Below are 20,922 nucleotides of genomic sequence, written 5' to 3'. Positions count from 1 at the left end.
GGTGGTGCCTATGCAAATAGACACAAAATCCAACGGAAAGGAGAACCTGATTTGTCAGCAGATGAACTAATGGTCATCATAGCTTTTGCAAGCTTACTTGTAAATATGCTTGGTTTGATCATTACAATCATCGTAACCATGCTAGATAAAAAATAGACCGCCCAAGATTTCAAGCTGGCGGTCTATTTTGTCCAAAAGCTGAACCATCGTTATGGTCCTGTCAGGGCGTTGAGCTGGAACTCAGCGCCTTTTCTATTTTTATAGTAGCAAAAGTTTCACCCACAGTCAAGCAAGAGAGGAAACGGAATGTCAAATAGAATCTATTACCCTCAATTCTATACCTACTGCACCATATTGTTCTAACTGTTCTCGCGAATAGTAAACTTCCATATCTTCTGGTTTCGCCTCTCTGATACTGCTTTGCGTATACCCACAAGATAATAAATCCAGTTCTTTGTATAACTGAGCAAAATTATCAAATATGTGAAGATCTAATACTTGCACCTCGATCGTTTGCGTCTGATTCTCTGTACAATAAAAACGGATGCGATCTCCAATTTGTATATGCTTGCGCTTCTCATCGTAAAGTCGTAGCTCAATGGTCTTCTGACCAGACTTCATCATTTCAAAAGGTTTTGGAGCCAATAACATTTCATGAACCATCTCAATACCTCGGATATGGGTAGAACTCCCCTTCCACCAAGTCTGCTCTGCCTTTTTCAAAGGCCTCACCGTCCCAAGCAATCGCAAATTCTTGGGCTTCTGGGTCCGCCAAAAAGTCCATGAGGTCATCTAAACCTTGGTCGGCGGTGTCCTTGAGAAAACCTGCGAAGTAGGTCAGAAACTCTGCTGAAAAGCCCTTCTTGGCGTCAAATGGCAGAGCGACCAGGTAGTCTTCCTCGTCAAAGCGAGACTTGTCCTGGTTGTAGAAAAGGACATACTCCTCTAGGAAAATATCCTCCGCAGAGGCATTGCCTTCGTCGTCCACCGTTTCAATCCCAGCCGCGTTCTGTGCTTCCAAGATGAAAGCCAACTCAACTGCATGGTTTTTCTTGTCCCAGTTGAGTTCATAATCGTAGGTAAAATGTTTATCCAGCGCCGCTTCCAGCACATCTAAAAAGCCATGTTTTGCCATTCTATTTCCTCTTTTCTATAAATTCCAATAAATTTATTTCTCGACCATATTTGACGGAAGCCTGCTTGTCTTTCTCCAAAATGGACTTGGTTAAATCTAGTTGATTCACCGCTGCCAAGGCTACAGCATAGTGAATAACATCAGCTAATTCTTCTGCTAGACGAGCAGAGCTATCGTCTTCGCCATCCATCATCTTGCGGCCTGCACGTTGATTCAGTAGCTCTGCCACTTCACCAATTTCCTCCACTAATTTCATAAAGAGACTTTGCTCTGGAACTGTCGTCCCATAGTGGTCACGCAAGTATTCTTCCAAAACACTCACTGTCAACTCCGTCATCTTCGTTTCTCTCCAAATCCTAAAATTGTAGTATAATGATTATACCATAAATTCACTGAAAGGAAGCCTATGCCAGCCAATCTCGCCCTTCGTATGCGGCCCAAATCCATTGATGATGTCATCGGCCAGGAACACTTGGTCGGTCCTGGAAAGATTATCCGCCGCATGATTGATGCCAATATGCTGTCGTCCATGATTCTCTACGGTCCGCCAGGGATTGGCAAGACCTCGATCGCGTCCGCCATTGCTGGCACGACCAAGTATGCCTTTCGGACTTTTAATGCCACGACCGACAACCAAAAACGCCTGCAGGAAATCGCTGAAGAGGCCAAGTTTTCTGGCGGCCTGGTCCTCATGCTAGATGAGATTCATCGCCTCAACAAGACAAAGCAGGACTTTCTGCTTCCTCTCTTGGAAAATGGCAATATCATCATGATTGGGGCAACGACTGAAAATCCCTTCTTCTCAATTCTCCCCGCCATTCGTAGTCGGGTGCAGATTTTTGAATTGCAGCCTTTGCAAACCAGCCACATCCGACAGGCCTTGGAACTGGCTCTGACAGACAGCGAACGTGGTTTTGACTTCCCCATTACCATTGAGCCTGAGGCTCTGGACTTCCTAGCTAATGCTACCAACGGTGACCTGCGTGCCGCCTATAATTCGCTAGAGCTGGCTGTGCTTTCGACCAAGGAAAGCGACGACGGTAGCCGCCACATTGATCTAGACGCCGTGGAAAATAGCCTGCAAAAGTCCTACATCAGCATGGACAAGAACGGCGATGCCCACTACGACATCCTCTCAGCCCTGCAAAAATCCATTCGGGGCAGCGATGTCAATGCCAGCCTCCACTACGCCGCTCGTTTGATTGAGGCGGAAGACCTGCCTAGTCTGGCTCGTCGCTTGACGGTCATTGCCTACGAAGACATCGGCTTGGCCAATCCAGAAGCACAGATTCATACGGTGACTGCCCTTGAAGCTGCCCAGAAAATCGGTTTTCCAGAAGCACGGATTTTGATTGCCAATGTGGTCGTTGATTTGGCTCTTTCTCCCAAGTCCAATTCTGCCTATCTGGCTATGGATGCAGCTCTGGCTGATTTGCGGAAAAATGGTCATCTACCTGTCCCAAATCACCTGCGAGACGGCCATTATGTTGGTAGTAAGGAGCTGGGAAATGCTATTGGCTACCAGTATCCGCATGCCTATCCTGAAAAATGGGTGGAGCAACAATACCTGCCCGATAAGTTACTGAATGCGGACTACTTCACCGCCAACGACACCGGAAAATACGAGCGTGCCTTGGGTATGACCCAAGAAAAGATAAAAAATTTGAAAAAAAATAGACGCCAAAATCCTTGATAGAACTGGTTTTTTGGCACATACGCTTTGATACCGCTTACATTTTTGCCGTTTTTCTCTTGATTTTTCAAAAAAAAGTGGTATTATTAAATCATAAATAAGAACTGCTGTGGTATACGAATTCATACCTATGTGTTGACCGACTATTTTTGTATTACTAGGGAGACAAAGATCCTCTGACAGTATGCAAGCTGGCACACCCAGAAGCAACTAAGTTAGAAACGCGTCACCCACCTGCTTTTAGCGTGCGGGATCAATACAATCCATGGATAACCGGTACCAATACAGCATTTTTATTTTTTACCTTCCTTAGCTCAGCTGGCAGAGCAGCGGACTCTTAATCCGTGGGTCGTAGGTTCGATCCCTACAGGGAGGATTGGTTGATATGAGGAAAGTCTTGTTTTATCAAGGCTTTTTCTCGTTTTATAGTGAATTTGGTCAAAATTTGGTCAAAAAGAACCCTTTCACATTGTGAAGGGCTATTTTTTTAACTTATCCCACAGGACAACTCGTTTTTCCTGCAATGATTTCTGTACATCGATGATGCGTTGATTCGATGAGCCTCGAAATTGCAGCATAAGATTGCGCTTGGTACGGTCATAGCGACCGTCAACTAGAATATCTAAATAGGATAGCAACTCTAACTTATCCGGAGTTTCTAACATCATTTCTTCCCATGTGTAGCCTGTCCAAGACCAAATGTCCTTTTCTGGCAGTTCTTTCCGAATTCGCTTTACGAGTGGGAGGACCGTGCCCGTGTTCAGAAACGGCTCGCCACCCAAGAGGGTTAGGCCCTGCACATAGGGCTGACCCAAGTCTGCTAAAATGCGGTCTTCAAGCTCCTTGGTATAGGGAATCCCAGCTTTAAAAGACCAGGTTGCAACATTGTAGCAGCCCTCACAGTGAAACAGACAGCCACTAACATATAGAGAGCAACGGACTCCTTCTCCATCCACAAAGTTAAAGGCTTTGTAGTCCATTATTCGCCCTTGACTAAGTTCCTCGCTCTTCCATTCTTGTGGTTTAGGATTATTCATTTCAAATACCTGAGCATAAGCAAATGAAATCTGATCGTTTGGATGAATTCTGTTTTACCAGTACACAGACTGTTTTTATCCATAAATGGTACTTCCAATGCTTTAGCTCGGATTGATCCCATCAAGCCTAGTGCAGAACCAATCTCAATTCCTTTCCTGTTTTGATTCAGTAGTTTGTCACTCCCATTAATCCTCAATCCAGTATCTTTCTACCCCGTCTCGAACATCTTCCAAAACGCCACCACAAGCCACAATCGTGCGGCGACTGGCTTGATTGTCTGCCGAGCAGGTCACAAGGACCTTGGAAATATTTTTGGTTGCGGCTTCCTGCAAACCAAGTCGAAGTTGTTCCTTGGCATGGCCCTTTCCTCGCTCGTTCGGGCGAATGGAATAGCCAATATGACCGCCTTTATTGAGCAGGAAATCGTTGAGCCGTAGGCGTAGACTGAGAAAACCAAGGGCTCGACCTGTTTGGTCAAATGACACATATTGAATGGAAGGAACAAAACCGTCTGGCAGATTGAGACCTGCCTCATAATCTTGGTTTCTCAAAATCCAGTCTTCAAAGTCGACATCCCTAGAGATAAAACCTCCGTCCATAGCAGATCCTGCTGCTTCGAACTCGGCCAACATATCCAAAATCGTTTCCTTATCTGCCACAGTTGGTCTTCTTAGTTCCATTCTAACCTCCATATTGTCTTTTGAAAAATTCACTGATGATGTCAATATCCAGTCCCAAGTCCTGTATAATTTCTGCCTTGTGGAAATCGTCATAGTTATCCTTGCCGCTCCAGACAAAAGAGTTGGTCACAATCTGATAAACCTTGTCTAGCTCGACTGCTCTGCCATTGACCAGAAAACCCTCACCGCCTGGGACTATGCCCCACATCTGAGGGTGGAGACCTATCTGTAGCTCAGAATCCCCTTTTTCTCATTACCATCCCGAATATTCGCAATCAGTTGCGCCTTCTTAGGAAAATTCTCCATGTAGGAATGCATATCATTGGTATGGAGAATACTAATATCTGTATAGTCCATACTATTTTTGCTTGTTTTTTGCTTGTTTGAGCAATTCCTGCACACGCGCTTTTTTATCCTGCTTCACATTGGAATTCTTCTCATGATAGCGTGCCACCAGGGCCTTCCCCTTATCGTCTAGTTGATATTTTCCCATTGTTTTCTCCTCTTTTTTTATCTCTTGTTCGTTTATAATAAACTTCCACAGCTAACTGGAACTGTGGAAGCTCTACATAGTCTGTTTATTACTTATAAGCTCGACCCATTCATGTGTTTCACACGCGCCGAAATTTCCTTGTGACGTCCTTTTACCATCGGACGGGCCTGTGGATTGCCTAGATAACCACAAGTTCGTTTAACAACATCTACCAATTTAGGATCACTATTTCCGCAACTTGGACACTTGAAGCCACGCTCCGTAGGCTCAAAATCGCCCTCAAAATCGCAAGCGTAACAATGGTCAATCGGAGTATTGGTCCCCAAGTAACCTACACGGTCATAGGCATAGTCCCAAACAGCTTCCAAGGCCTTTGGATTTTGTTGCAGCACAGGGTATTCACAGTAATGGATAAAGCCACCGCTGGCACCTACAGCAGGATAAATTTTCTCAAAGTCCAGTTTTTCAAACGGTGTTGGATTTTTGCGTACATCATAATGGAAACTGTTAGTGTAATATTCTTTATCCGTAATGTCCTTAACGATGCCAAATTTCTCTGTATCCATACGGCAGAAGCGGTCTGTCAGGCTTTCAGACGGTGTTGAATAAACTGAGAAATGATAACCATATTCATCCGACCAGTCTTCAACCAAGTTTTTCATTTTCTTGATAATATCTACCGTGAAATCTTTTGCCTCTGGGTTGGTCTCCCATTCGCCACCGTAAAATACTGTCGCAACTTCATACAAACCAATGTACCCCAAAGATACGGTTGCTCGCCGATTTTTAAAGACTTCATCTACTGCGTCTGTCTTAGCCAAGCGTTTGCCGAATGCCCCATATTGATAGAGAATTGGAGCATTTGCTGGTGTTGCCTCTTTCACTCGTTCCACACGATAGACCAGAGCATCTTTGGCAATGGACATGCGTTCTGCAAAGATTTCCCAGAACTTATCCATATCTCCTGCAGACTCCATGGCAATCCGTGGCAAATTGACGGTTACGACACCTAGGTTCATACGACCAGATGTCACATCCTGCCCATTTTCATCCTTCCAACCTTGAAGGAAAGAGCGGCAGCCCATTGGCACCTTGAAGGAACCTGTCAACTCAACAATCTTGTCATAAGAAAGCATATCTGGATACATACGCTTAGTCGCACATTCAATCGCTAATTGCTTGATGTCATAGTTTGGAGAATCTGGCTCCAAGTTCAAGCCACGCTTAACTGTGAAAATCAACTTAGGAAAGATAGCTGTCCGACCTTCGCGCCCTAGACCCTTGATACGAATGTTCAAAATCGCTTTTTGAATTTCTCGCTCAAACCATGATGTCCCTAGGCCAAAACCGAGCGAGGTGAAGGGTGTTTGTCCATTGGAAGTAAAAAGGGTGTTGATTTCATACTCCAAAGACTGCATAGCGTCATAGATGTCTTTTTGCGTTTTAGCACGCGCATATTCTTCTTGCTTGTCTGCTAACACCCAATCCTTGGCGTCTTTCAAATGCTTTTGGTAGTTAAGTTCCGCATAGGGCGCCAAAACTTCATCGATACGGTCAGCTGAGCAACCACCATATTGACTAGAGGCCACATTGGCAATGATTTGTGAAATCTGAGCCGTAGCTGTTTGAATTGATTTTGGACTTTCTACATCCGCATTTCCTATCTTGAAGCCCTGTGCCAACATCCCTTTAAAATCAATCAAACAACAGTTCGTCATTGGTGTATAAGGGCTGTAATCCAAGTCGTGATAATGGATGTCCCCCTTTTGATGGGCATTAGCCACATGAGCTGGCAATAATTTGAGACCGATAGACTTGCCGACAATACCTGCTGTCAGGTCCCGTTGAGTGTTGAACACATCCGCATCTTTATTAGCGTTTTCATTGACCACAGACTGATCCTTGCTCAACAGCTTATGGATCTCAAAATTAATATCGGTAGCCTGATGACGGCGAAAATCACGGCGTGTTCGGTATTGAATATAAAGCTCTGCCAAATCATATAAATGAGCCTTTAACAATTCCTGTTCAACGACCGTTTGAATTTCGTAAATTTGAACATCTTTCTCAAATCGGCGACCAATTTCAGCCAAAACAGCTTCTAATACAATTTTTAACCCTGCCTCTGAAACAGGATGTTCTAATTCTTGGTTTGCCCGCCGAAGAGCAGAAAAAATCTTATCCTGGTCAAAGGATACTGTCCGTCCATCACGTTTCAAAACCAATAATTCTATACTCGGTAAGACATTTTCTTGCACATTCATCTGACAAACCTCCAAAATTCTTCACTTCTATTAGTGTAGCACTTCACAAAACAAAAATCAATATCTAGTATACAAAAAGTTAATTTTCTTTTTTTTACACAATATATAGTTCATATTCTAAAATAACTAAAAACAAGAGCCTATTCTGACTCTTGTTTTCTAGTCCATAAAAAGTACAGGTTAATAGCACAGGCTACTAAAATCACAGCAGGCCAAAGCAAATTTAACAAAGGAAGTTTACCGACATTATAGGCAATATAGAGAGTATTCCACACTACCCCCAAACTATAGACAATCGTCAAAATAATTTTCATAAGACACTCCGCTATTATACTACAAACGACCGTTGATTTCCTTAATTTGCCGCTCCATTTTCCGATAGTTTAGGAAAAATAGCAAAGCGTAGACCAAGATAAAAATCAGTCAGAAGAGGTAGATAAGTTCCTTGACCGACAATAGCAGAGGTTATGAGAGAAATAATGGTTCCGAGAGACTAAACGGCAAAAAAGCCAGAACAGCTGTCCTGACTTTCATTGTCTTATAATTTCTTCTTCAACTCCGCAACTGCCATCATGACTTCCATGGGGGTCATATTGTAGATGTCCAGTTTTGCCAGTTCATCAAGGACTGGGTGAGAAGGCGTGTCTGCGAAGAGGTCAATTTGACCAGACGGCTCTTCTACAACTGTCGGAACTGGGTGAGTTGGTGCAGTAGGAGCTTGGTTTTCAAGCGTCTGCAAAATCCTATCCGCCCGCTCCAATAGCTCCTCTGGCATTCCCGCAATCTTAGCCACATGAATCCCGTAGGACTTGTCAGCTGGACCTTGGGCAATCTTGTGGAGGAAGGTGACTTGGCCGTCCTTCTCCAAGGTCGATACATGGACATTCTCTAGGTGTTCCAAGGTCTGACTAAGGTCTGTCAACTCATGGTAGTGGGTGGCAAAGAGGGTCTTGGCTCCAATCTTGTCGTGGATGTACTCGATGATAGACTGAGCCAGAGCCATACCATCATAGGTGGCCGTTCCCCGTCCAAGTTCGTCAAAGAGGATGAGCGAACGATCTGTCGCCAGACGGACCGCCTTATTGGCCTCCATCATTTCGACCATGAAGGTTGATTGACCACTAACCAAGTCGTCTGCCGCCCCAATACGAGTGAAAATAGCATCGAAAATCGGCAATGCAGCCTGATCCGCAGGCACATAGGAGCCCATCTGCGCCATGATGACGATGACCGCCAACTGACGCATATAGGTAGACTTACCACTCATGTTAGGTCCTGTAATCAGTTGCATATGCGTATCCGTATCCAAATGAATGGAGTTGGGAATGTAGGTCTGCTTGCCCATGACCTTCTCCACCACCGCATGACGACCACGGTCAATGGTCAGTTCTCTTTGATCTGTAAAGCGTGGACAAACCAAATGTTGCTGCTCCGCCACAACTGCAAAGGCCTGCAAAACATCGATGGTTGCAATGGTCCGAGCCAACTTCTGCAAGCGACCAATATACTTCTCAACCTCTTGGCGAATCCGCATGAAAATCTCGTACTCCAAATTAGCAGACTTATCACGCGCCTCCAACATCTGCCCTTCGATCTTAGCCAACTCTTCCGTTCCATAGCGCTCCGAGTTTTTCAAGGTCGCCTTACGGAAGAAATGACTAGGCACATTGCCCAGATTGGAATTGGTCACATGGAAATAGTAACCGTCTTTTTTATTGTAATCAATCTTAAGATTGTTGATACCAGACGCTTCACGCTCCTTGGCCTCAATCTCCGCAATCCAACCCGCTCCCTCACGCATGACCAGACGGTACTGATCCAGCGTTTCGTCAAAGCCCGTACGGATGATGTTTCCATCTGTGATGGTCCCTTGGGCTTCTGGGTCAATAGCAGAGCTGATGAGAGCATGCAGTTCTGGAATTGGGTCCAATCCAGCTACCAGATTGCCTAGAGCAGGCTCATTGATTTGTAGCAAGATATTCTTGATTGCTGGGATATTTCCCAGAGTCTGGGAGAGCTGCAAGAGATCCTTGGGCATGGTTTTTCCAAAAGACACCCGACTGGCCAAGCGTTCGATGTCATAGACACCTTTTAAAGCCTCGACCAAGTCACTCCGTTCAAAGAAGTAATCCAGAAAAACCTGAACTACAGCCTGACGATTCTCAATCCGCTTAAGGTCAATCAAGGGACGATCAATCCATGTCCGCAATAGTCGCATACCCATGGCTGTCTTGGTTTCGTCTAGCAACCAGTACAAACTACCATGCCTCTTGCCTGTCCGACCGTTTTCAAGCAGGTCCAGACTAGACTTGGTTGCATAGTCCATTTGCAGATAGTCCTTGATTTCATAATGGACCACCTTTTGCAAGTGGCTCAGATCTCGCATCTGAGTCCGATGAAGGTAGCTGAGGACTTTACCCGCCGCAGCCTTTTCCAAATCCGTCAGCGAGTTGTCAATCAACTGAACATCCTCCGTCACCTCATCTTCAAAAGAGAGCAACAAGTTCATCTGATTCGAGAAGACCTGCTCCTCTTCCTCTGAGAGAGCATAGCCGATGACCAATTCACGTGCCCGTAAATTGCGGATTTCACCGCAAAGACTGGTAAAATCATCCAAACTAGTCACAAAAAACTGACCTGTTGACACATCCATATAAGAAAGTGCGAACTGCACTCCCTGACGGTCAATCGCAACCAAATAGTTACTGTCGGCTCCCATTTTGGACGAATCTGTTACCGTACCAGGAGTAATGACCTGCACTACTTCCCGCTTGACCACGCCGACTGCCTGCTTAGGATCTTCCATCTGCTCAGCAATAGCGACCTTATGCCCTAATTCAACAAGTGTGTCGATATACTGTTGTGCCGCATGATACGGTACCCCCGCCATAGGAATCGGATTCTCCGCATTCTTATTACGACTGGTCAAGGACAATTCCAAAATCTGTGCCGCTTCTACCGCATCTTCATAAAATAACTCATAAAAGTCTCCCATACGGAAAAGCAAAAAAGCATCTGGATACTGTGCTTTTATATCCAGATACTGCTGCATTCCCGGAGAAATTTTTTCTGTTGCCATCATCTCTCCCTGTTCTAATTCAAATAGTAGTTAATCTCCGCTTCAACTTGCTGAGCCGCTACATCATCTCGACAAATAACTAAAAGTGTATTAGCTCCCGCCAGCGTTCCCAAAATAGTCTCTGGCTTTTCTGCATCAATGATATTGGCCATCAAGGCCGCTTCTCCCAGCTCTGAATGAAGGACCAGAATAAAACTAGCCCTATCTACTTTATACGCATATTGTGCCAATAATTGGATAAAATTCACGCGCTCTTCTTCGATAGCTAAGGAATAAAATGAACGCCCATTTTCATGAATTTTTATCACTCCCAACTCACGTAAATCACGAGACAAGGTTGTCTGGGTTACCACTACCCCTCGAGCCTCTAAACCTTGCTGAATATCCGTTTGTCGCCCTATTTTTTCTTGACGAATCATGGCCTTTATTAAATCATGTCGTCCTGCTTTATTCATCATTTTACCTCAAAATGTATATTTATAGAAATATTATAACACTTTTCCCCGCTATTAGCCTAGAAATGTGTTAAAATAGAATCAATAACTTTGGAGGAAATCCTATATGAATCAAAAACAAGTGATTGCAGAAAGATTGGCTGCCATCCTTCCGAGTTTGGAAGTGGAAGCTATCTACAATCTGCTAGAAAAACCAAAATCATCAGAAATGGGCGATATTGCCTTCCCAGCCTTCTCACTTGCTAAAGTGGAACGCAAGGCTCCACAGGCTATCGCAGCGGACATCGTTGAAAAACTCGATACAACTGGCTTTGAGAACGTTGTTGCAACTGGTCCTTACGTCAACTTCTTCTTGGACAAGGCTGCTATCTCCCACCAAGTCTTGACAGATGTTATTACTGAAAAAGACCAATACGGTAAACTCAACATTGGTCAAGGACGCAATGTAACCATCGACATGTCTAGCCCAAACATTGCTAAACCATTCTCAGTTGGACATTTGCGCTCAACCGTTATCGGTGATGCCCTTGCTAACATCCACGAAAAGCTTGGCTACAAGCCAATCCGCATCAACCACTTGGGTGACTGGGGTAAACAGTTCGGTATGTTGATTGTTGCCTACAAACTTTGGGGTGACAAGGCTGCGGTCGAAGCAGACCCAATTTCAGAACTCCTCAAACTCTATGTGCGTATCAACGCTGAAGCGGAAGAAAAGCCTGAGTTGGACGAAGAAGCTCGTCAATGGTTCAAAAAATTGGAAGATGGCGATCCAGAAGCTCACGAGCTATGGCAATGGTTCCGTGATGAAAGCTTGGTCGAATTCAACCGCATTTACGACAAACTCGATGTAACTTTCGACAGCTATAATGGCGAAGCTTTCTACAACGATAAGATGGACGAAGGCATCCAAATCTTAGAAGAAAAAGGGCTTCTTCAAGAATCTAAAGGTGCGAGAATCGTTGACCTTGAAAGCTACAATCTTCCACCAGCCCTCATCATGAAAACAGACGGTGCAACACTTTACATCACACGTGACATGGCAACAGCTATGTACCGCAAACGCACTTACGATTTTGTGAAAAGCATCTATGTCGTTGGTCAGGAGCAAATTAACCACTTCAAACAGCTCAAGGCTGTCTTGAAAGAAATGGATTTCGACTGGAGCGACGATATGACCCACATCACCTTCGGTCTGGTTACCAAGGATAAGAAAAAACTCTCTACTCGTAAAGGAAATATTATCCTACTCGAGCCAACTCTAGATGAAGCTATTTCACGCGCCCTTACTCAAATCGAAGCTAAAAACCCTGACCTTGAAAACAAGGAAGAAGTGGCACACGCAGTTGGTGTCGGCGCTGTTAAGTTCTACGACCTCAAAACCGACCGTGACAATGGCTACGACTTCGACCTAGAAGCTATGGTTTCCTTCGAGGGCGAAACAGGTCCTTACGTACAATACGCATACGCCCGCATCCAGTCTATCCTGCGCAAAGCCAACTTTGTACCAAGCGCAGAAAATGACTACAAACTAGCTGACGCAGAAAGCTGGGAAATCATCAAGCACATCCAAAACTTCTCAAACGTTGTAGAACGTGCTGGCGACAAATTTGACCCATCTCTCATCGCTAAATATGCTATCAACCTAGCTCAATCCTTCAACAAGTACTACGCACACACGCGTATCTTGGATGAAAGCCCAGAGCGTGACAGCCGTCTAGCACTTGCCTACGCAACAGGACTTGTCCTCAAAGAAGCTCTACGTCTTCTCGGCGTAAAAGCACCAGAAAAAATGTAATCAAAGCCTTCGGCCATCAGCCGAGGCTTTTTTTCTACCACATTGCCTACTATCGTTTCCGATTCCTTATCACAACAACTCCTTATGCCAAATGAAAATCAAAAAGATTCATTTCAATTACGAATATATAGATGGGAGGTACACGTGATGCCTCTACATCTACTACACAAGGAGAAATGAAATAATGAAAACATTCTTGAGAAGAAAAGGAATCGCCTGTCAGCTTCTAGCCGCCATTTTCATTGTCGGTATCAATTTACAATCCCCACCTTCAGCCTCAGCCAATGCGCGAGGAGATGACTATCCCTACACAGCAATTGATGCAGTCGATCCATGGAGACTCTACACACGCCAGTGCACCTCCTTTGTAGCCTTTCGACTTAGCACAGTGAACGGTTTTACATTACCACCTGCCTATGGTGATGCCAATGTTTGGGGCCATCGTGCCAAACAAGAAGGTTATCAAGTTAACATGACACCTACTGTCGGCGCCGTTGCCTGGTGGGAAACTCCCATGCATGTCGCATGGGTTTCTGCAGTAAATGGAGATACCGTAGAGATTGAGGAATACAACTACGGCGTTCGCTATACCTACGGAAGGCGAGTTATCCCCAAAAATGCCGTTAGCGGCTACATTCATTTTAAAGACCTCGGAGCGGGAACAACCAACTCTCAACCCGCCTTAGCCCCAAGCGGCACCTATACTTTTACCAGCCAACTGGCCATCAAATCTCAAGCTAGTCTATCTAGCCCTACCCTCGATTACTATTATGCTGGCGAAAGCGTCCGCTACGACAAGGTTCTTGAAGCCGACGGACAACAATGGATTAGCTATATCAGCTATTCTGGAGCTCGGCGCTATATCGCTATCCAACCTACCATTACTCAATCTACAAACAACAGCCTACCAGCATCAGGAAGCTACACCATCCAGTCCTACTCTAGTGTCCGCAACAATCCAAGTCTGTCCAGTCCTGAAATCACCTTCTACGGAGCTGGCTCAGTCGTTCGCTATGATAAAGTTATTACTGCCGAAGGTCGCACATGGATTAGCTATATCAGTTACTCAGGTGCCCGACGCTACATCGCCATCTCCTGATCACAAAAAAGACAATATTTAAAAGCACAATCTTTTTAGACTGTGCTTTTTCATTAAATATCTGTCGAATTAATAGCTGTGCTCGGTTTTTCTTTCGGTTTACGTAGATGGAAGAAAATAGTTACCCCAAAATAGATAGCAAATAGGACAACTCGAATAATATAATTCATCATTGCCTGCGCCTCTACTGACTGACGCATAACTGAATCAGTATAAATTTGCCTCAACCCTTTCTCACCAATAAAAGCATAGGTCGAAAATAAGAGAGTTACAAAAAGATAACCCAGGTAGGCATAAGAAGCCTGCTCATTTTTCTTGAGGAAAAGCAGTACAATCGTCGCAATCACAGCAAGTAATAGCACAACTGCAAATGCCTTATTGACAAGATTCGTCTGGAAATTGATAGTTTCTCTCATGTAGGTAAAATATGCCTCATCAATCCCCTCAACATTAAAATTCTGCAACAATTGACGCACAGCTGCCTCATCGTACTTCGCAAAAAACACATTAAAGACACGCACTACGCTCGCAATAGATGACAGCACAACAAAGATATACAAATGAATTGGTCTTTTCATAATAGCCTCCTTTTTTCTATATTTTATACTCATATTTTTATATTGTCAATCATATATTTCATTTGACTGCAAATATAATTTTGTTATACTAAATTCAAAGGAGGAAAACTCATGAAGAAATTACCCACCTATATCGGAGTGATTATTTTTGTAGTTACTCTACTGATTAACTGGTTATTGCCAAGTCTTGCTAAAGTACTGAATACATTTTTCATTTGGACTATCGTAGCCTGCCTACTCTACACCATCTACTACTGGATTCGCTACTGGCTCTATGTCCGACAACAGAGATAACAAAGACTCCTCTAAGTTAGCTGCTTAGAGGAGTTCATTTTATTCTGACTTTTCATCAACCAAATGCACATTAACCCGACGATAGGTTTCTGTAAGATCTAGCAATTCCGCTTCAATCTCTGGTGTCAATTGATCTGCCGTCATTCTCCAAGTCCAGTTACCACCAAGTGTATTTGGCAAGTTCATGCGAGCTGAACCATCCAAACCAAGTAGGTCCTGCATAGTAGCCACCGCCATAAAGGCAGGCGAACCAAAGAGCAGGCGGAAGAGAGCATGACTAACCGTTTCGCCCTCACGACGATTGCTGTACTTATCTAAGAATGCACGCGATTCTTTCGTTGTTTCATTTTCGTACCAGCCAAGAATCGTATCATTATCATGGGTTCCCGTATATGCCACCACATTATTAGGATGGTTATGTGGCATTTCAATGCTGTCGCCCTCAGGGTCAAAGGCAAATTGCAGGACTTTCATACCAGGAAAACCTGTCGTATCACGTAATTGGATGACCTTATCTGTCACAGATCCCAAATCCTCAGCAATAATATTTAAGTCTCCGAGTTCACGCTTGATTGTATCAAATAATTCAAAACCTGGTGCTTCGACACGATAGCCATTTACAGCTGTTTCTTCACCTGCTGGAATTTCCCAGAAGGAGGCAAAGCCGATAAAGTGGTCGATACGAACCATATCGTAAATCTTGAAAGATTCTCGTAAACGTGCAACCCACCAAGTGAAGCCGTCTTGTTTCATCGCTTCCCAATCATAAATCGGATTGCCCCAAAGCTGACCAATTTCCGAAAAGGCATCTGGTGGGCATCCTGCAACCACACTCGGCTTGCCTTCTTCATCCGTTTTAAAGAAATGTGGATTAGCCCACATGTCGGCAGAATCAGCCGCGATATAAATCGGCATATCCCCAACAAACTCAACACCTTTGGCATTGGCGTAAGCCTTTAAAGCCTTCCATTGCGAAAAGAATAAATATTGTGTAATACGGTGATAATCAATTCGATCTGCCAACAAGTGACGATAATATTCCAAGGTATCGTGGTAACGTAAGCGCGCCCCTTGATCTTCCCACTCTGTCCAAGGTTTGAGATCAAAATGCTCTTTTATAGCCATATACTCCGCAAAGGTATGAATCCAAAAGTCATTCTCCCCTAAGAACATCCAATAATCTTCTGGCAGGCCTTGTGCCTTCATGTTGGCAACTGCCTTCTCCAGTAATGGACGGCGAGCATAAAAAATGGCTGCGTAATCTACCTCTGTAGGATTCTGCCCAAACTCAACACCTTGTAAATCCTCTGCTGCCAGCCAGCCTTTCTCAATCAATATATCGAAATCAATAAAATGAGTATTCCCTGCAAAAGCTGAAAATGACTGGTAAGGAGAATCTCCATAACTGGTTGTTCCCAAAGGTAAGATTTGCCAATAGCGTTGCTTAGTTCTTACCAAAAAATCAACAAATTCATAGGCCGATTGTCCCATGGAACCAATTCCATATTTTCCTGGTAATGATGAAATGTGCATCAGCACACCACTCTGTCTTACTTTCATAAGTTCTCCTATCTAATCCGCTTGCACAACGCAAACGTTTTCTCTTTTTTATTATATACTGAAAACGGTAACAAATCAAGAAATTTCCATTTAATTCTGTTAGTTCACATGCCATTCCATATTTCTTTTCATTAATATGTGCAAAAAAATTCTTATATTTTTTTAAACTCAAAAAAATTTTAAAAATTTTTATAAAAACGCTTGCAAACGGATTCAATCTAGTGTATAATGAAGTCAACTTAGGAAAACGTTTGCGCAAAGCAAGCGTCACACAAAACTATTTATCTTCGGAGGGAAGAAAATGAAACACAATCTCCTTAAGAGCGTTGCTCTTCTTGCTGCATCAACTGCTGTTTTAGCTGCATGCTCAAACTCAGGTTCATCAACAGAGGCATCTAAGTCTGCTGAAGGTAGCAAAGAATTGACTGTCTACGTTGACCAAGGTTATGAATCTTACATCAACGATGTCAAAGCTAGCTTCGAAAAAGAAAATGGTGTATCTGTTACCGTTAAAACTGGTGATGCTTTAACTGGTTTGGATAACTTATCATTGGATAACCAATCAGGTTCAGCCCCAGACGTTATGATGGCACCATACGACCGTGTAGGTAGCCTTGGTTCTGAAGGTCAACTATCTGAATTGACTCTTGCAGATGATAGCAAAGCAGATGACACAACAACTGCTCTTGTAACAAACGGTGGTAAAGTTTATGGTTCACCTGCGGTTATCGAAACACTTGTTCTTTACTACAACAAAGACTTGTTGACTGAAGCTCCTAAAACATTTGCAGAACTTGAAACACTTGCTAAAGACAGTAAATACGCATTTGCTGGTGAAGAGGGTAAAACTTCAGCATTCCTAGCTGACTGGACGAATTTCTACTATACATACGGACTTCTTTCTGGTTACGGCGGCTATGTATTCGGTGAAAATGGTACAAATCCAAAAGACATCGGACTTGCTAATGAAGGTGCCATCAAAGCAATTGAATACGCTAAAACTTGGTACGAAAAATGGCCTCAAGGTCTTCAAGACGGTACTGCTGCAAACAACTTGATTAACACTCAATTTACAGACGGTAAAGCAGCTGCTATCATCGAAGGTCCTTGGAAAGCAGCTTCATATAAAGAAGCTGGTGTAAACTATGGTGTAGCAACAATACCAACTCTTGTAAACGGCAAAAACTACTCAGCATTCGGTGGTGGTAAAGCATGGGTTGTTCCAGCAGGTGCTAAAAACCAAGAAATGGCTCAAAAGTTTGTTGACTTCTTGACTGCTACAGACCAACAAAAAGCACTTTACGACGCTACAAACGAAGTTCCAGCTAACACTGAAGCTCGTGAATATGCTGTAAGCAAAAAAGACGAATTGACAACTGCAGTTATCAACCAGTTTGCTTCAGCTCAACCAATGCCAAACATCTCAGAAATGGGTTCAGTTTGGACACCAGCTGGTAACATGCTCTTCGAAGCTGCAAGTGGTTCAAAAGACGCTAAGACTGCTGCAACAGACGCTGTGAAAGCTATTGCAGACGAAATTGCTCAAAAACACAGCAACTAGTCAAGTTTAAAGTTGGACTGGGAGTTCTCTTCCCAGTCTACTTTATTACTTAACGATAAACTGAATAGATATAGTCTTTTAGTTTACTTTTAGTACGAGGCAATGAGCCGCAGGCATAACTGAAGTTAGGCAAGGCGAGTTAACGAAGTAATAAAAGAAAAACTAAATGACGATAACATCCACCATCTATTCAGAAGCTATATAAGGAGACTATGACTATGAAACAAAATCCAGGTAAGGCACTCCTTTTGTCCCTGATCCCTGGTCTCGGACAAATCTACAATAAACAAAAAGCCAAAGGATACATCTTTTTAGGTGTTACGCTTGCCTTCCTTGTTTATTTTATTGCTATTGCAGCTGGTGAATTAGGCAACTTGATTACCCTCGGTAGTGTTCGTGGACAAGATAATTCGCTATTCATGCTGATTCGTGGTTCTTTCCACTTAATTATCACAGTTGTCTATCTCGCTTTCTATGCACTCAACCTAAAAGACGCACGTGATACTGCGAAACGATGGAATTCAGGGATGCCAGTGGCTACCACATTAAAAGAAATGGTAAAAGGTATCTATGAGAATGGTTTCCCATATCTCTTGATTATCCCATCATATATTGCGATGACCTTTGCTATCATCTTCCCAGTTGTCGTTACATTGTTTATCGCCTTTACAAACTACGACTTCAAACACCTGCCACCAAGCGCATTGTTGGATTGGATTGGTATTACCAACTTTACAAACATCTGGAAACTAAGCACATTCCGTACCGCATTTGGTTCTGTACTTGGCTGGACAATTATCTGGGCACTCTGCGCTTCAACAGCTCAAATTGTTATCGGTATCTTGACAGCCATCATCGCAAATCAACCATTCATCAAAGGAAAACGTATCTTCGGTGTTATCTTCTTGCTCCCATGGGCTGTTCCTGCCTTCGTAACTATCTTGACTTTTAGTAACATGTTCAACGATAGTGTCGGCGCTATTAACACACAGGTATTGCCATTCTTGAGCAAATTCCTACCATTCATCGATAATTTCCTTATCCCTTGGAAGACCGACCCATTCTGGACTAAAGTTGCTCTCATTATGATGCAGGCTTGGCTTGGTTTCCCTTATATCTATGTTTTGACCTTGGGTATTTTACAATCCATTCCAAACGACTTGTACGAAGCTGCTTACATTGATGGTGCAAGTGCCATTCAAAAATTCCGTAACATCACCCTTCCGATGATTTTAGCAGTAGCAGCTCCAACACTAATCAGTCAATACACCTTCAACTTCAACAACTTCTCTATCATCTACCTCTTCAACAATGGTGGTCCTGGTAGCGTCGGTGGTGGAGCAGGTTCAACTGACATCTTGATTTCATGGATTTATAAATTAACCACAGGTACATCACCTCAATACTCAATGGCGGCAGCAGTTACATTGATTATCTCAATGATTGTCATCAGTATTTCCATGATTGCTTTCAAAAAACTAAATGCTTTTGAAATGGAGGATGTATAAGATGAAATTATCTGTAAAATTTAGACGTAGAATCAATCAGACCTTAACCTATCTCTATCTGATTGTTCTGTCTGTTATCATCATCTATCCTCTCTTGATTACAATCATGTCCGCCTTCAAGTCTGGTAACGTGGTTGCCTTCAAATTGGATAGCAATATCAACTTTACACTAGACAATTTCAGCAAGCTCTTTAGCGAGACTCTATACGGAACCTGGTACCTCAATACGCTTATCATTGCTCTCTTGACAATGGTTATTCAAACAAGTATAGTGGTACTAGCGGGTTACGCTTATAGTCGCTATAACTTCATCGCTCGTAAGCAGAGTTTGGTCTTCTTCTTGATTATCCAAATGGTACCAACCATGGCTGCTCTTACCGCCTTCTTCGTTATGGCCCTCATGCTCAATGCGCTCAACCAAAGCTGGTTCCTCATCTTCCTTTATGTCGGTGGTGGTATCCCAATGAACGCTTGGCTCATGAAAGGCTACTTCGATACGGTGCCAATCTCACTTGATGAATCTGCAAAACTAGACGGTGCCGGTCACTTCAGACGGTTCTGGCAAATCGTCCTCCCACTCGTTCGTCCAATGATTGCTGTACAAGCGCTCTGGGCCTTCATGGGACCTTTTGGAGATTACATCCTATCCAAATTCTTGCTTCGTGAAAAAGAATTCTATACTGTAGCTGTCGGCCTTCAAACCTTCATCAGTGATGTGAAAAATATGAAGATTGCCTACTTTGCGGCAGGTGCCATTCTTATTGCCCTCCCTATCAGTATCCTATTCTTCTTCCTACAAAAGAACTTTGTATCTGGTTTAACAAGCGGTGGCGACAAGGGATAACCCTGTCCCACCTTTTCCCTTTTCAGGGGAAACATTGATATTTATGAAAGGTCCAACGAATGCTCCCATATCCTTTTTCCTATTTTTCTAGTATCTTCTCTCCAAGAAATATGTTTGCCAATCGTAGACTAATGAACCTTTGGCAACGGTTGTTTACAACGCTTTTTTTAGTGGCGCTCTTGCTCATTCCGAGCTCCCTACAGACTGTCAATCTCGAAACCTATCCTTTAGAAAATTTCGTAGAAGGTATCTATTCACCTCTGACAGATCAGGTCGTAGATGACCTCCGTCAACATGCAGTCATCGAAAACAACCACCTAACCTATACTGGAAATACTAACTGGGAGCAAGTGACATTTGGTGATACCGTTAGCTCTAGTTCTGACTTTACTTATCAATTCGCCAATCAGTCTCTGACTATTCGTAAAGGAAGTGATATTCTAAGCGAATTGACTTATGAAGGTTTGAATACTGACGATTTTGCTAGTAAGGAGACATTAACTGCAGCCATCTCTAAAAAATGGTATCAAGCCAACCGAGCAGCTGTCGGACTGTCCATCACTCTTATTTCGACCTTTATTTTAACAACAAACCTACTCTTCATCTTACTAGGAGCCAGCTTCTTCCTCTTTTTGACTAAAAAGTCTCGTTTCTTCCATTTTGAAACGTTTGCAGAGTGCTATAATTTTGCTCTCAACTGTCTGGGCCTGCCTACTCTTATAGCCTGTCTAATTGGACTATTTGGTCAACCTGTGACTACCCTTCTAACCATACAAAATATCCTATTTGTGCTATGCTTGTTATGGGTATTTTTCAAAACAAAATTCAGAGATGAAATCTAGGAGG

Annotated in this window: 23 protein-coding genes, 1 tRNA gene and 1 other RNA gene; 11 read left to right on the top strand and 14 right to left on the bottom strand. The window is 43.3% G+C overall.

Annotated elements, in window-relative coordinates; all coding sequences use genetic code 11:
• Positions 1–51: 51 nt before the first annotated feature.
• A complete protein-coding gene (locus tag ODU39_RS00240) occupies positions 52–156 on the top strand; it encodes a putative holin-like toxin (RefSeq protein ID WP_221737275.1) in 105 nt (34 codons plus the stop codon).
• Between the two features lie 153 nt (positions 157–309).
• Here the strand turns inward: ODU39_RS00240 and ODU39_RS00235 are convergent, their stop codons facing one another.
• From ODU39_RS00235 to ODU39_RS00225, 3 genes are read right to left on the bottom strand one after another with little or no spacing between them, the layout of a single operon-like run.
• Positions 310–663 (bottom strand): ASCH domain-containing protein, encoded by a 354-nt coding sequence (locus ODU39_RS00235; protein ID WP_014636733.1) that lies wholly within the window; start codon positions 661–663, stop codon positions 310–312.
• A gap of 1 nt (position 664) precedes the next feature.
• Entirely contained in the window at positions 665–1,135 is a 471-nt protein-coding gene (locus ODU39_RS00230) for a DUF3013 family protein (RefSeq protein WP_024387820.1), read from the bottom strand.
• 1 nt (position 1,136) lies between these two features.
• Positions 1,137–1,472, bottom strand: a complete 336-nt coding sequence (locus ODU39_RS00225) for a MazG nucleotide pyrophosphohydrolase domain-containing protein (protein WP_105121928.1) — start codon at positions 1,470–1,472, stop codon at positions 1,137–1,139.
• Positions 1,473–1,541: 69 nt separating this feature from the next.
• Here ODU39_RS00225 and ODU39_RS00220 point away from each other — a divergent pair, with 69 nt between their 5' ends.
• The 3 genes from ODU39_RS00220 to ODU39_RS00210 all read left to right on the top strand — a co-directional run bounded on the left by ODU39_RS00220 (position 1,542) and on the right by ODU39_RS00210 (position 3,204).
• Positions 1,542–2,828 carry a replication-associated recombination protein A gene (locus tag ODU39_RS00220; protein ID WP_398579594.1) on the top strand — a complete coding sequence of 429 codons (1,287 nt, stop codon included), beginning with the start codon at positions 1,542–1,544 and terminating at the stop codon, positions 2,826–2,828.
• Positions 2,829–2,929: 101 nt separating this feature from the next.
• Positions 2,930–3,123: non-coding RNA, 6S RNA (gene ssrS / locus ODU39_RS00215), on the top strand.
• Positions 3,124–3,131: 8 nt separating this feature from the next.
• Positions 3,132–3,204 (top strand) — tRNA-Lys (locus tag ODU39_RS00210).
• A gap of 103 nt (positions 3,205–3,307) precedes the next feature.
• Here the strand turns inward: ODU39_RS00210 and nrdG are convergent.
• From nrdG to argR, 9 genes are all read right to left on the bottom strand, one after another.
• A complete protein-coding gene (nrdG, locus tag ODU39_RS00205; RefSeq protein WP_002939123.1) occupies positions 3,308–3,865 on the bottom strand; it encodes an anaerobic ribonucleoside-triphosphate reductase activating protein in 558 nt (185 codons plus the stop codon).
• A gap of 186 nt (positions 3,866–4,051) precedes the next feature.
• Positions 4,052–4,546, bottom strand: coding sequence for a GNAT family N-acetyltransferase (locus ODU39_RS00200; protein ID WP_398579593.1), 495 nt, complete (start codon positions 4,544–4,546; stop codon positions 4,052–4,054).
• Between the two features lies 1 nt (position 4,547).
• A complete protein-coding gene (locus ODU39_RS00195; RefSeq protein WP_172030092.1) occupies positions 4,548–4,754 on the bottom strand; it encodes a metallophosphoesterase in 207 nt (68 codons plus the stop codon).
• Positions 4,755–4,768: 14 nt separating this feature from the next.
• Positions 4,769–4,903, bottom strand: a complete 135-nt coding sequence (locus ODU39_RS00190) for a hypothetical protein (RefSeq protein WP_275585335.1) — start codon at positions 4,901–4,903, stop codon at positions 4,769–4,771.
• 1 nt (position 4,904) lies between these two features.
• On the bottom strand, positions 4,905–5,039 hold the full coding sequence (locus tag ODU39_RS00185; RefSeq protein ID WP_044763439.1) for a hypothetical protein: 135 nt from the start codon (positions 5,037–5,039) through the stop codon (positions 4,905–4,907).
• Between the two features lie 92 nt (positions 5,040–5,131).
• Positions 5,132–7,303 (bottom strand): anaerobic ribonucleoside-triphosphate reductase, encoded by a 2,172-nt coding sequence (gene nrdD / locus ODU39_RS00180; RefSeq protein ID WP_398579592.1) that lies wholly within the window; start codon positions 7,301–7,303, stop codon positions 5,132–5,134.
• Between the two features lie 140 nt (positions 7,304–7,443).
• On the bottom strand, positions 7,444–7,617 hold the full coding sequence (locus ODU39_RS00175; protein WP_002941962.1) for a hypothetical protein: 174 nt from the start codon (positions 7,615–7,617) through the stop codon (positions 7,444–7,446).
• A gap of 224 nt (positions 7,618–7,841) precedes the next feature.
• A complete protein-coding gene (mutS, locus tag ODU39_RS00170; RefSeq protein WP_398579591.1) occupies positions 7,842–10,382 on the bottom strand; it encodes a DNA mismatch repair protein MutS in 2,541 nt (846 codons plus the stop codon).
• A gap of 14 nt (positions 10,383–10,396) precedes the next feature.
• Complete coding sequence (gene argR / locus ODU39_RS00165) at positions 10,397–10,837, bottom strand: arginine repressor (protein ID WP_002937036.1); 441 nt, start codon at positions 10,835–10,837, stop codon at positions 10,397–10,399.
• A gap of 106 nt (positions 10,838–10,943) precedes the next feature.
• Between argR and argS the strand changes: the two genes are divergently transcribed.
• On the top strand, positions 10,944–12,632 hold the full coding sequence (gene argS, locus ODU39_RS00160; protein WP_044763751.1) for an arginine--tRNA ligase: 1,689 nt from the start codon (positions 10,944–10,946) through the stop codon (positions 12,630–12,632).
• A gap of 184 nt (positions 12,633–12,816) precedes the next feature.
• Positions 12,817–13,731, top strand: coding sequence for an SH3 domain-containing protein (locus ODU39_RS00155; RefSeq protein ID WP_053866789.1), 915 nt, complete (start codon positions 12,817–12,819; stop codon positions 13,729–13,731).
• Between the two features lie 53 nt (positions 13,732–13,784).
• Here the strand turns inward: ODU39_RS00155 and ODU39_RS00150 are convergent, their stop codons facing one another.
• Positions 13,785–14,309 carry a hypothetical protein gene (locus tag ODU39_RS00150; RefSeq protein ID WP_172077770.1) on the bottom strand — a complete coding sequence of 175 codons (525 nt, stop codon included), beginning with the start codon at positions 14,307–14,309 and terminating at the stop codon, positions 13,785–13,787.
• A 111-nt stretch (positions 14,310–14,420) separates the two neighbouring features.
• On the opposite strand from ODU39_RS00150, the gene ODU39_RS00145 reads away from it, so the two are divergent.
• Entirely contained in the window at positions 14,421–14,603 is a 183-nt protein-coding gene (locus tag ODU39_RS00145) for a hypothetical protein (RefSeq protein ID WP_002937045.1), read from the top strand.
• Positions 14,604–14,642: 39 nt separating this feature from the next.
• Here the strand turns inward: ODU39_RS00145 and malQ are convergent, their stop codons facing one another.
• Positions 14,643–16,163 (bottom strand): 4-alpha-glucanotransferase, encoded by a 1,521-nt coding sequence (malQ, locus tag ODU39_RS00140; RefSeq protein WP_398579590.1) that lies wholly within the window; start codon positions 16,161–16,163, stop codon positions 14,643–14,645.
• Between the two features lie 301 nt (positions 16,164–16,464).
• On the opposite strand from malQ, the gene ODU39_RS00135 reads away from it, so the two are divergent.
• From ODU39_RS00135 to ODU39_RS00120, 4 genes are all read left to right on the top strand, one after another.
• Complete coding sequence (locus ODU39_RS00135; RefSeq protein WP_044758459.1) at positions 16,465–17,724, top strand: extracellular solute-binding protein; 1,260 nt, start codon at positions 16,465–16,467, stop codon at positions 17,722–17,724.
• Between the two features lie 212 nt (positions 17,725–17,936).
• Positions 17,937–19,232 (top strand): sugar ABC transporter permease, encoded by a 1,296-nt coding sequence (locus ODU39_RS00130; RefSeq protein ID WP_009911009.1) that lies wholly within the window; start codon positions 17,937–17,939, stop codon positions 19,230–19,232.
• Position 19,233: 1 nt separating this feature from the next.
• A complete protein-coding gene (locus ODU39_RS00125; protein ID WP_024407722.1) occupies positions 19,234–20,076 on the top strand; it encodes a sugar ABC transporter permease in 843 nt (280 codons plus the stop codon).
• A gap of 131 nt (positions 20,077–20,207) precedes the next feature.
• Positions 20,208–20,918, top strand: a complete 711-nt coding sequence (locus tag ODU39_RS00120; RefSeq protein WP_228476549.1) for a hypothetical protein — start codon at positions 20,208–20,210, stop codon at positions 20,916–20,918.
• The last annotated feature ends 4 nt before the right edge of the window (positions 20,919–20,922 follow it).

It is taken from the genome of Streptococcus sp. 2021WUSS126 (assembly GCF_044427255.1).
Lineage (GTDB): Bacteria > Bacillota > Bacilli > Lactobacillales > Streptococcaceae > Streptococcus > Streptococcus hashimotonensis.
This window is presented reverse-complemented; position numbering and strand designations above follow the sequence as displayed.

What these genes read in the sequence shown, in the direction of transcription:
- nrdD (WP_398579592.1), bottom strand. Translation starts at nt 7,303, where the DNA reads ATGAATGTGCAAGAAAATGTCTTACCGAGTATAGAATTATTGGTTTTG.
- argS (WP_044763751.1), top strand. Translation starts at nt 10,944, where the DNA reads ATGAATCAAAAACAAGTGATTGCAGAAAGATTGGCTGCCATCCTTCCG.
- ODU39_RS00190 (WP_275585335.1), bottom strand. Translation starts at nt 4,903, where the DNA reads ATGGACTATACAGATATTAGTATTCTCCATACCAATGATATGCATTCC.
- nrdG (WP_002939123.1), bottom strand. Translation starts at nt 3,865, where the DNA reads ATGAATAATCCTAAACCACAAGAATGGAAGAGCGAGGAACTTAGTCAA.
- ODU39_RS00220 (WP_398579594.1), top strand. Translation starts at nt 1,542, where the DNA reads ATGCCAGCCAATCTCGCCCTTCGTATGCGGCCCAAATCCATTGATGAT.
- ODU39_RS00125 (WP_024407722.1), top strand. Translation starts at nt 19,234, where the DNA reads ATGAAATTATCTGTAAAATTTAGACGTAGAATCAATCAGACCTTAACC.
- ODU39_RS00145 (WP_002937045.1), top strand. Translation starts at nt 14,421, where the DNA reads ATGAAGAAATTACCCACCTATATCGGAGTGATTATTTTTGTAGTTACT.
- ODU39_RS00135 (WP_044758459.1), top strand. Translation starts at nt 16,465, where the DNA reads ATGAAACACAATCTCCTTAAGAGCGTTGCTCTTCTTGCTGCATCAACT.
- ODU39_RS00225 (WP_105121928.1), bottom strand. Translation starts at nt 1,472, where the DNA reads ATGACGGAGTTGACAGTGAGTGTTTTGGAAGAATACTTGCGTGACCAC.
- ODU39_RS00120 (WP_228476549.1), top strand. Translation starts at nt 20,208, where the DNA reads ATGAACCTTTGGCAACGGTTGTTTACAACGCTTTTTTTAGTGGCGCTC.
- ODU39_RS00185 (WP_044763439.1), bottom strand. Translation starts at nt 5,039, where the DNA reads ATGGGAAAATATCAACTAGACGATAAGGGGAAGGCCCTGGTGGCACGC.
- ODU39_RS00155 (WP_053866789.1), top strand. Translation starts at nt 12,817, where the DNA reads ATGAAAACATTCTTGAGAAGAAAAGGAATCGCCTGTCAGCTTCTAGCC.
- malQ (WP_398579590.1), bottom strand. Translation starts at nt 16,163, where the DNA reads ATGAAAGTAAGACAGAGTGGTGTGCTGATGCACATTTCATCATTACCA.
- ODU39_RS00150 (WP_172077770.1), bottom strand. Translation starts at nt 14,309, where the DNA reads ATGAAAAGACCAATTCATTTGTATATCTTTGTTGTGCTGTCATCTATT.
- ODU39_RS00230 (WP_024387820.1), bottom strand. Translation starts at nt 1,135, where the DNA reads ATGGCAAAACATGGCTTTTTAGATGTGCTGGAAGCGGCGCTGGATAAA.
- ODU39_RS00195 (WP_172030092.1), bottom strand. Translation starts at nt 4,754, where the DNA reads ATGTGGGGCATAGTCCCAGGCGGTGAGGGTTTTCTGGTCAATGGCAGA.
- mutS (WP_398579591.1), bottom strand. Translation starts at nt 10,382, where the DNA reads ATGGCAACAGAAAAAATTTCTCCGGGAATGCAGCAGTATCTGGATATA.
- ODU39_RS00235 (WP_014636733.1), bottom strand. Translation starts at nt 663, where the DNA reads ATGGTTCATGAAATGTTATTGGCTCCAAAACCTTTTGAAATGATGAAG.
- ODU39_RS00200 (WP_398579593.1), bottom strand. Translation starts at nt 4,546, where the DNA reads ATGGAACTAAGAAGACCAACTGTGGCAGATAAGGAAACGATTTTGGAT.
- ODU39_RS00175 (WP_002941962.1), bottom strand. Translation starts at nt 7,617, where the DNA reads ATGAAAATTATTTTGACGATTGTCTATAGTTTGGGGGTAGTGTGGAAT.
- argR (WP_002937036.1), bottom strand. Translation starts at nt 10,837, where the DNA reads ATGAATAAAGCAGGACGACATGATTTAATAAAGGCCATGATTCGTCAA.
- ODU39_RS00130 (WP_009911009.1), top strand. Translation starts at nt 17,937, where the DNA reads ATGACTATGAAACAAAATCCAGGTAAGGCACTCCTTTTGTCCCTGATC.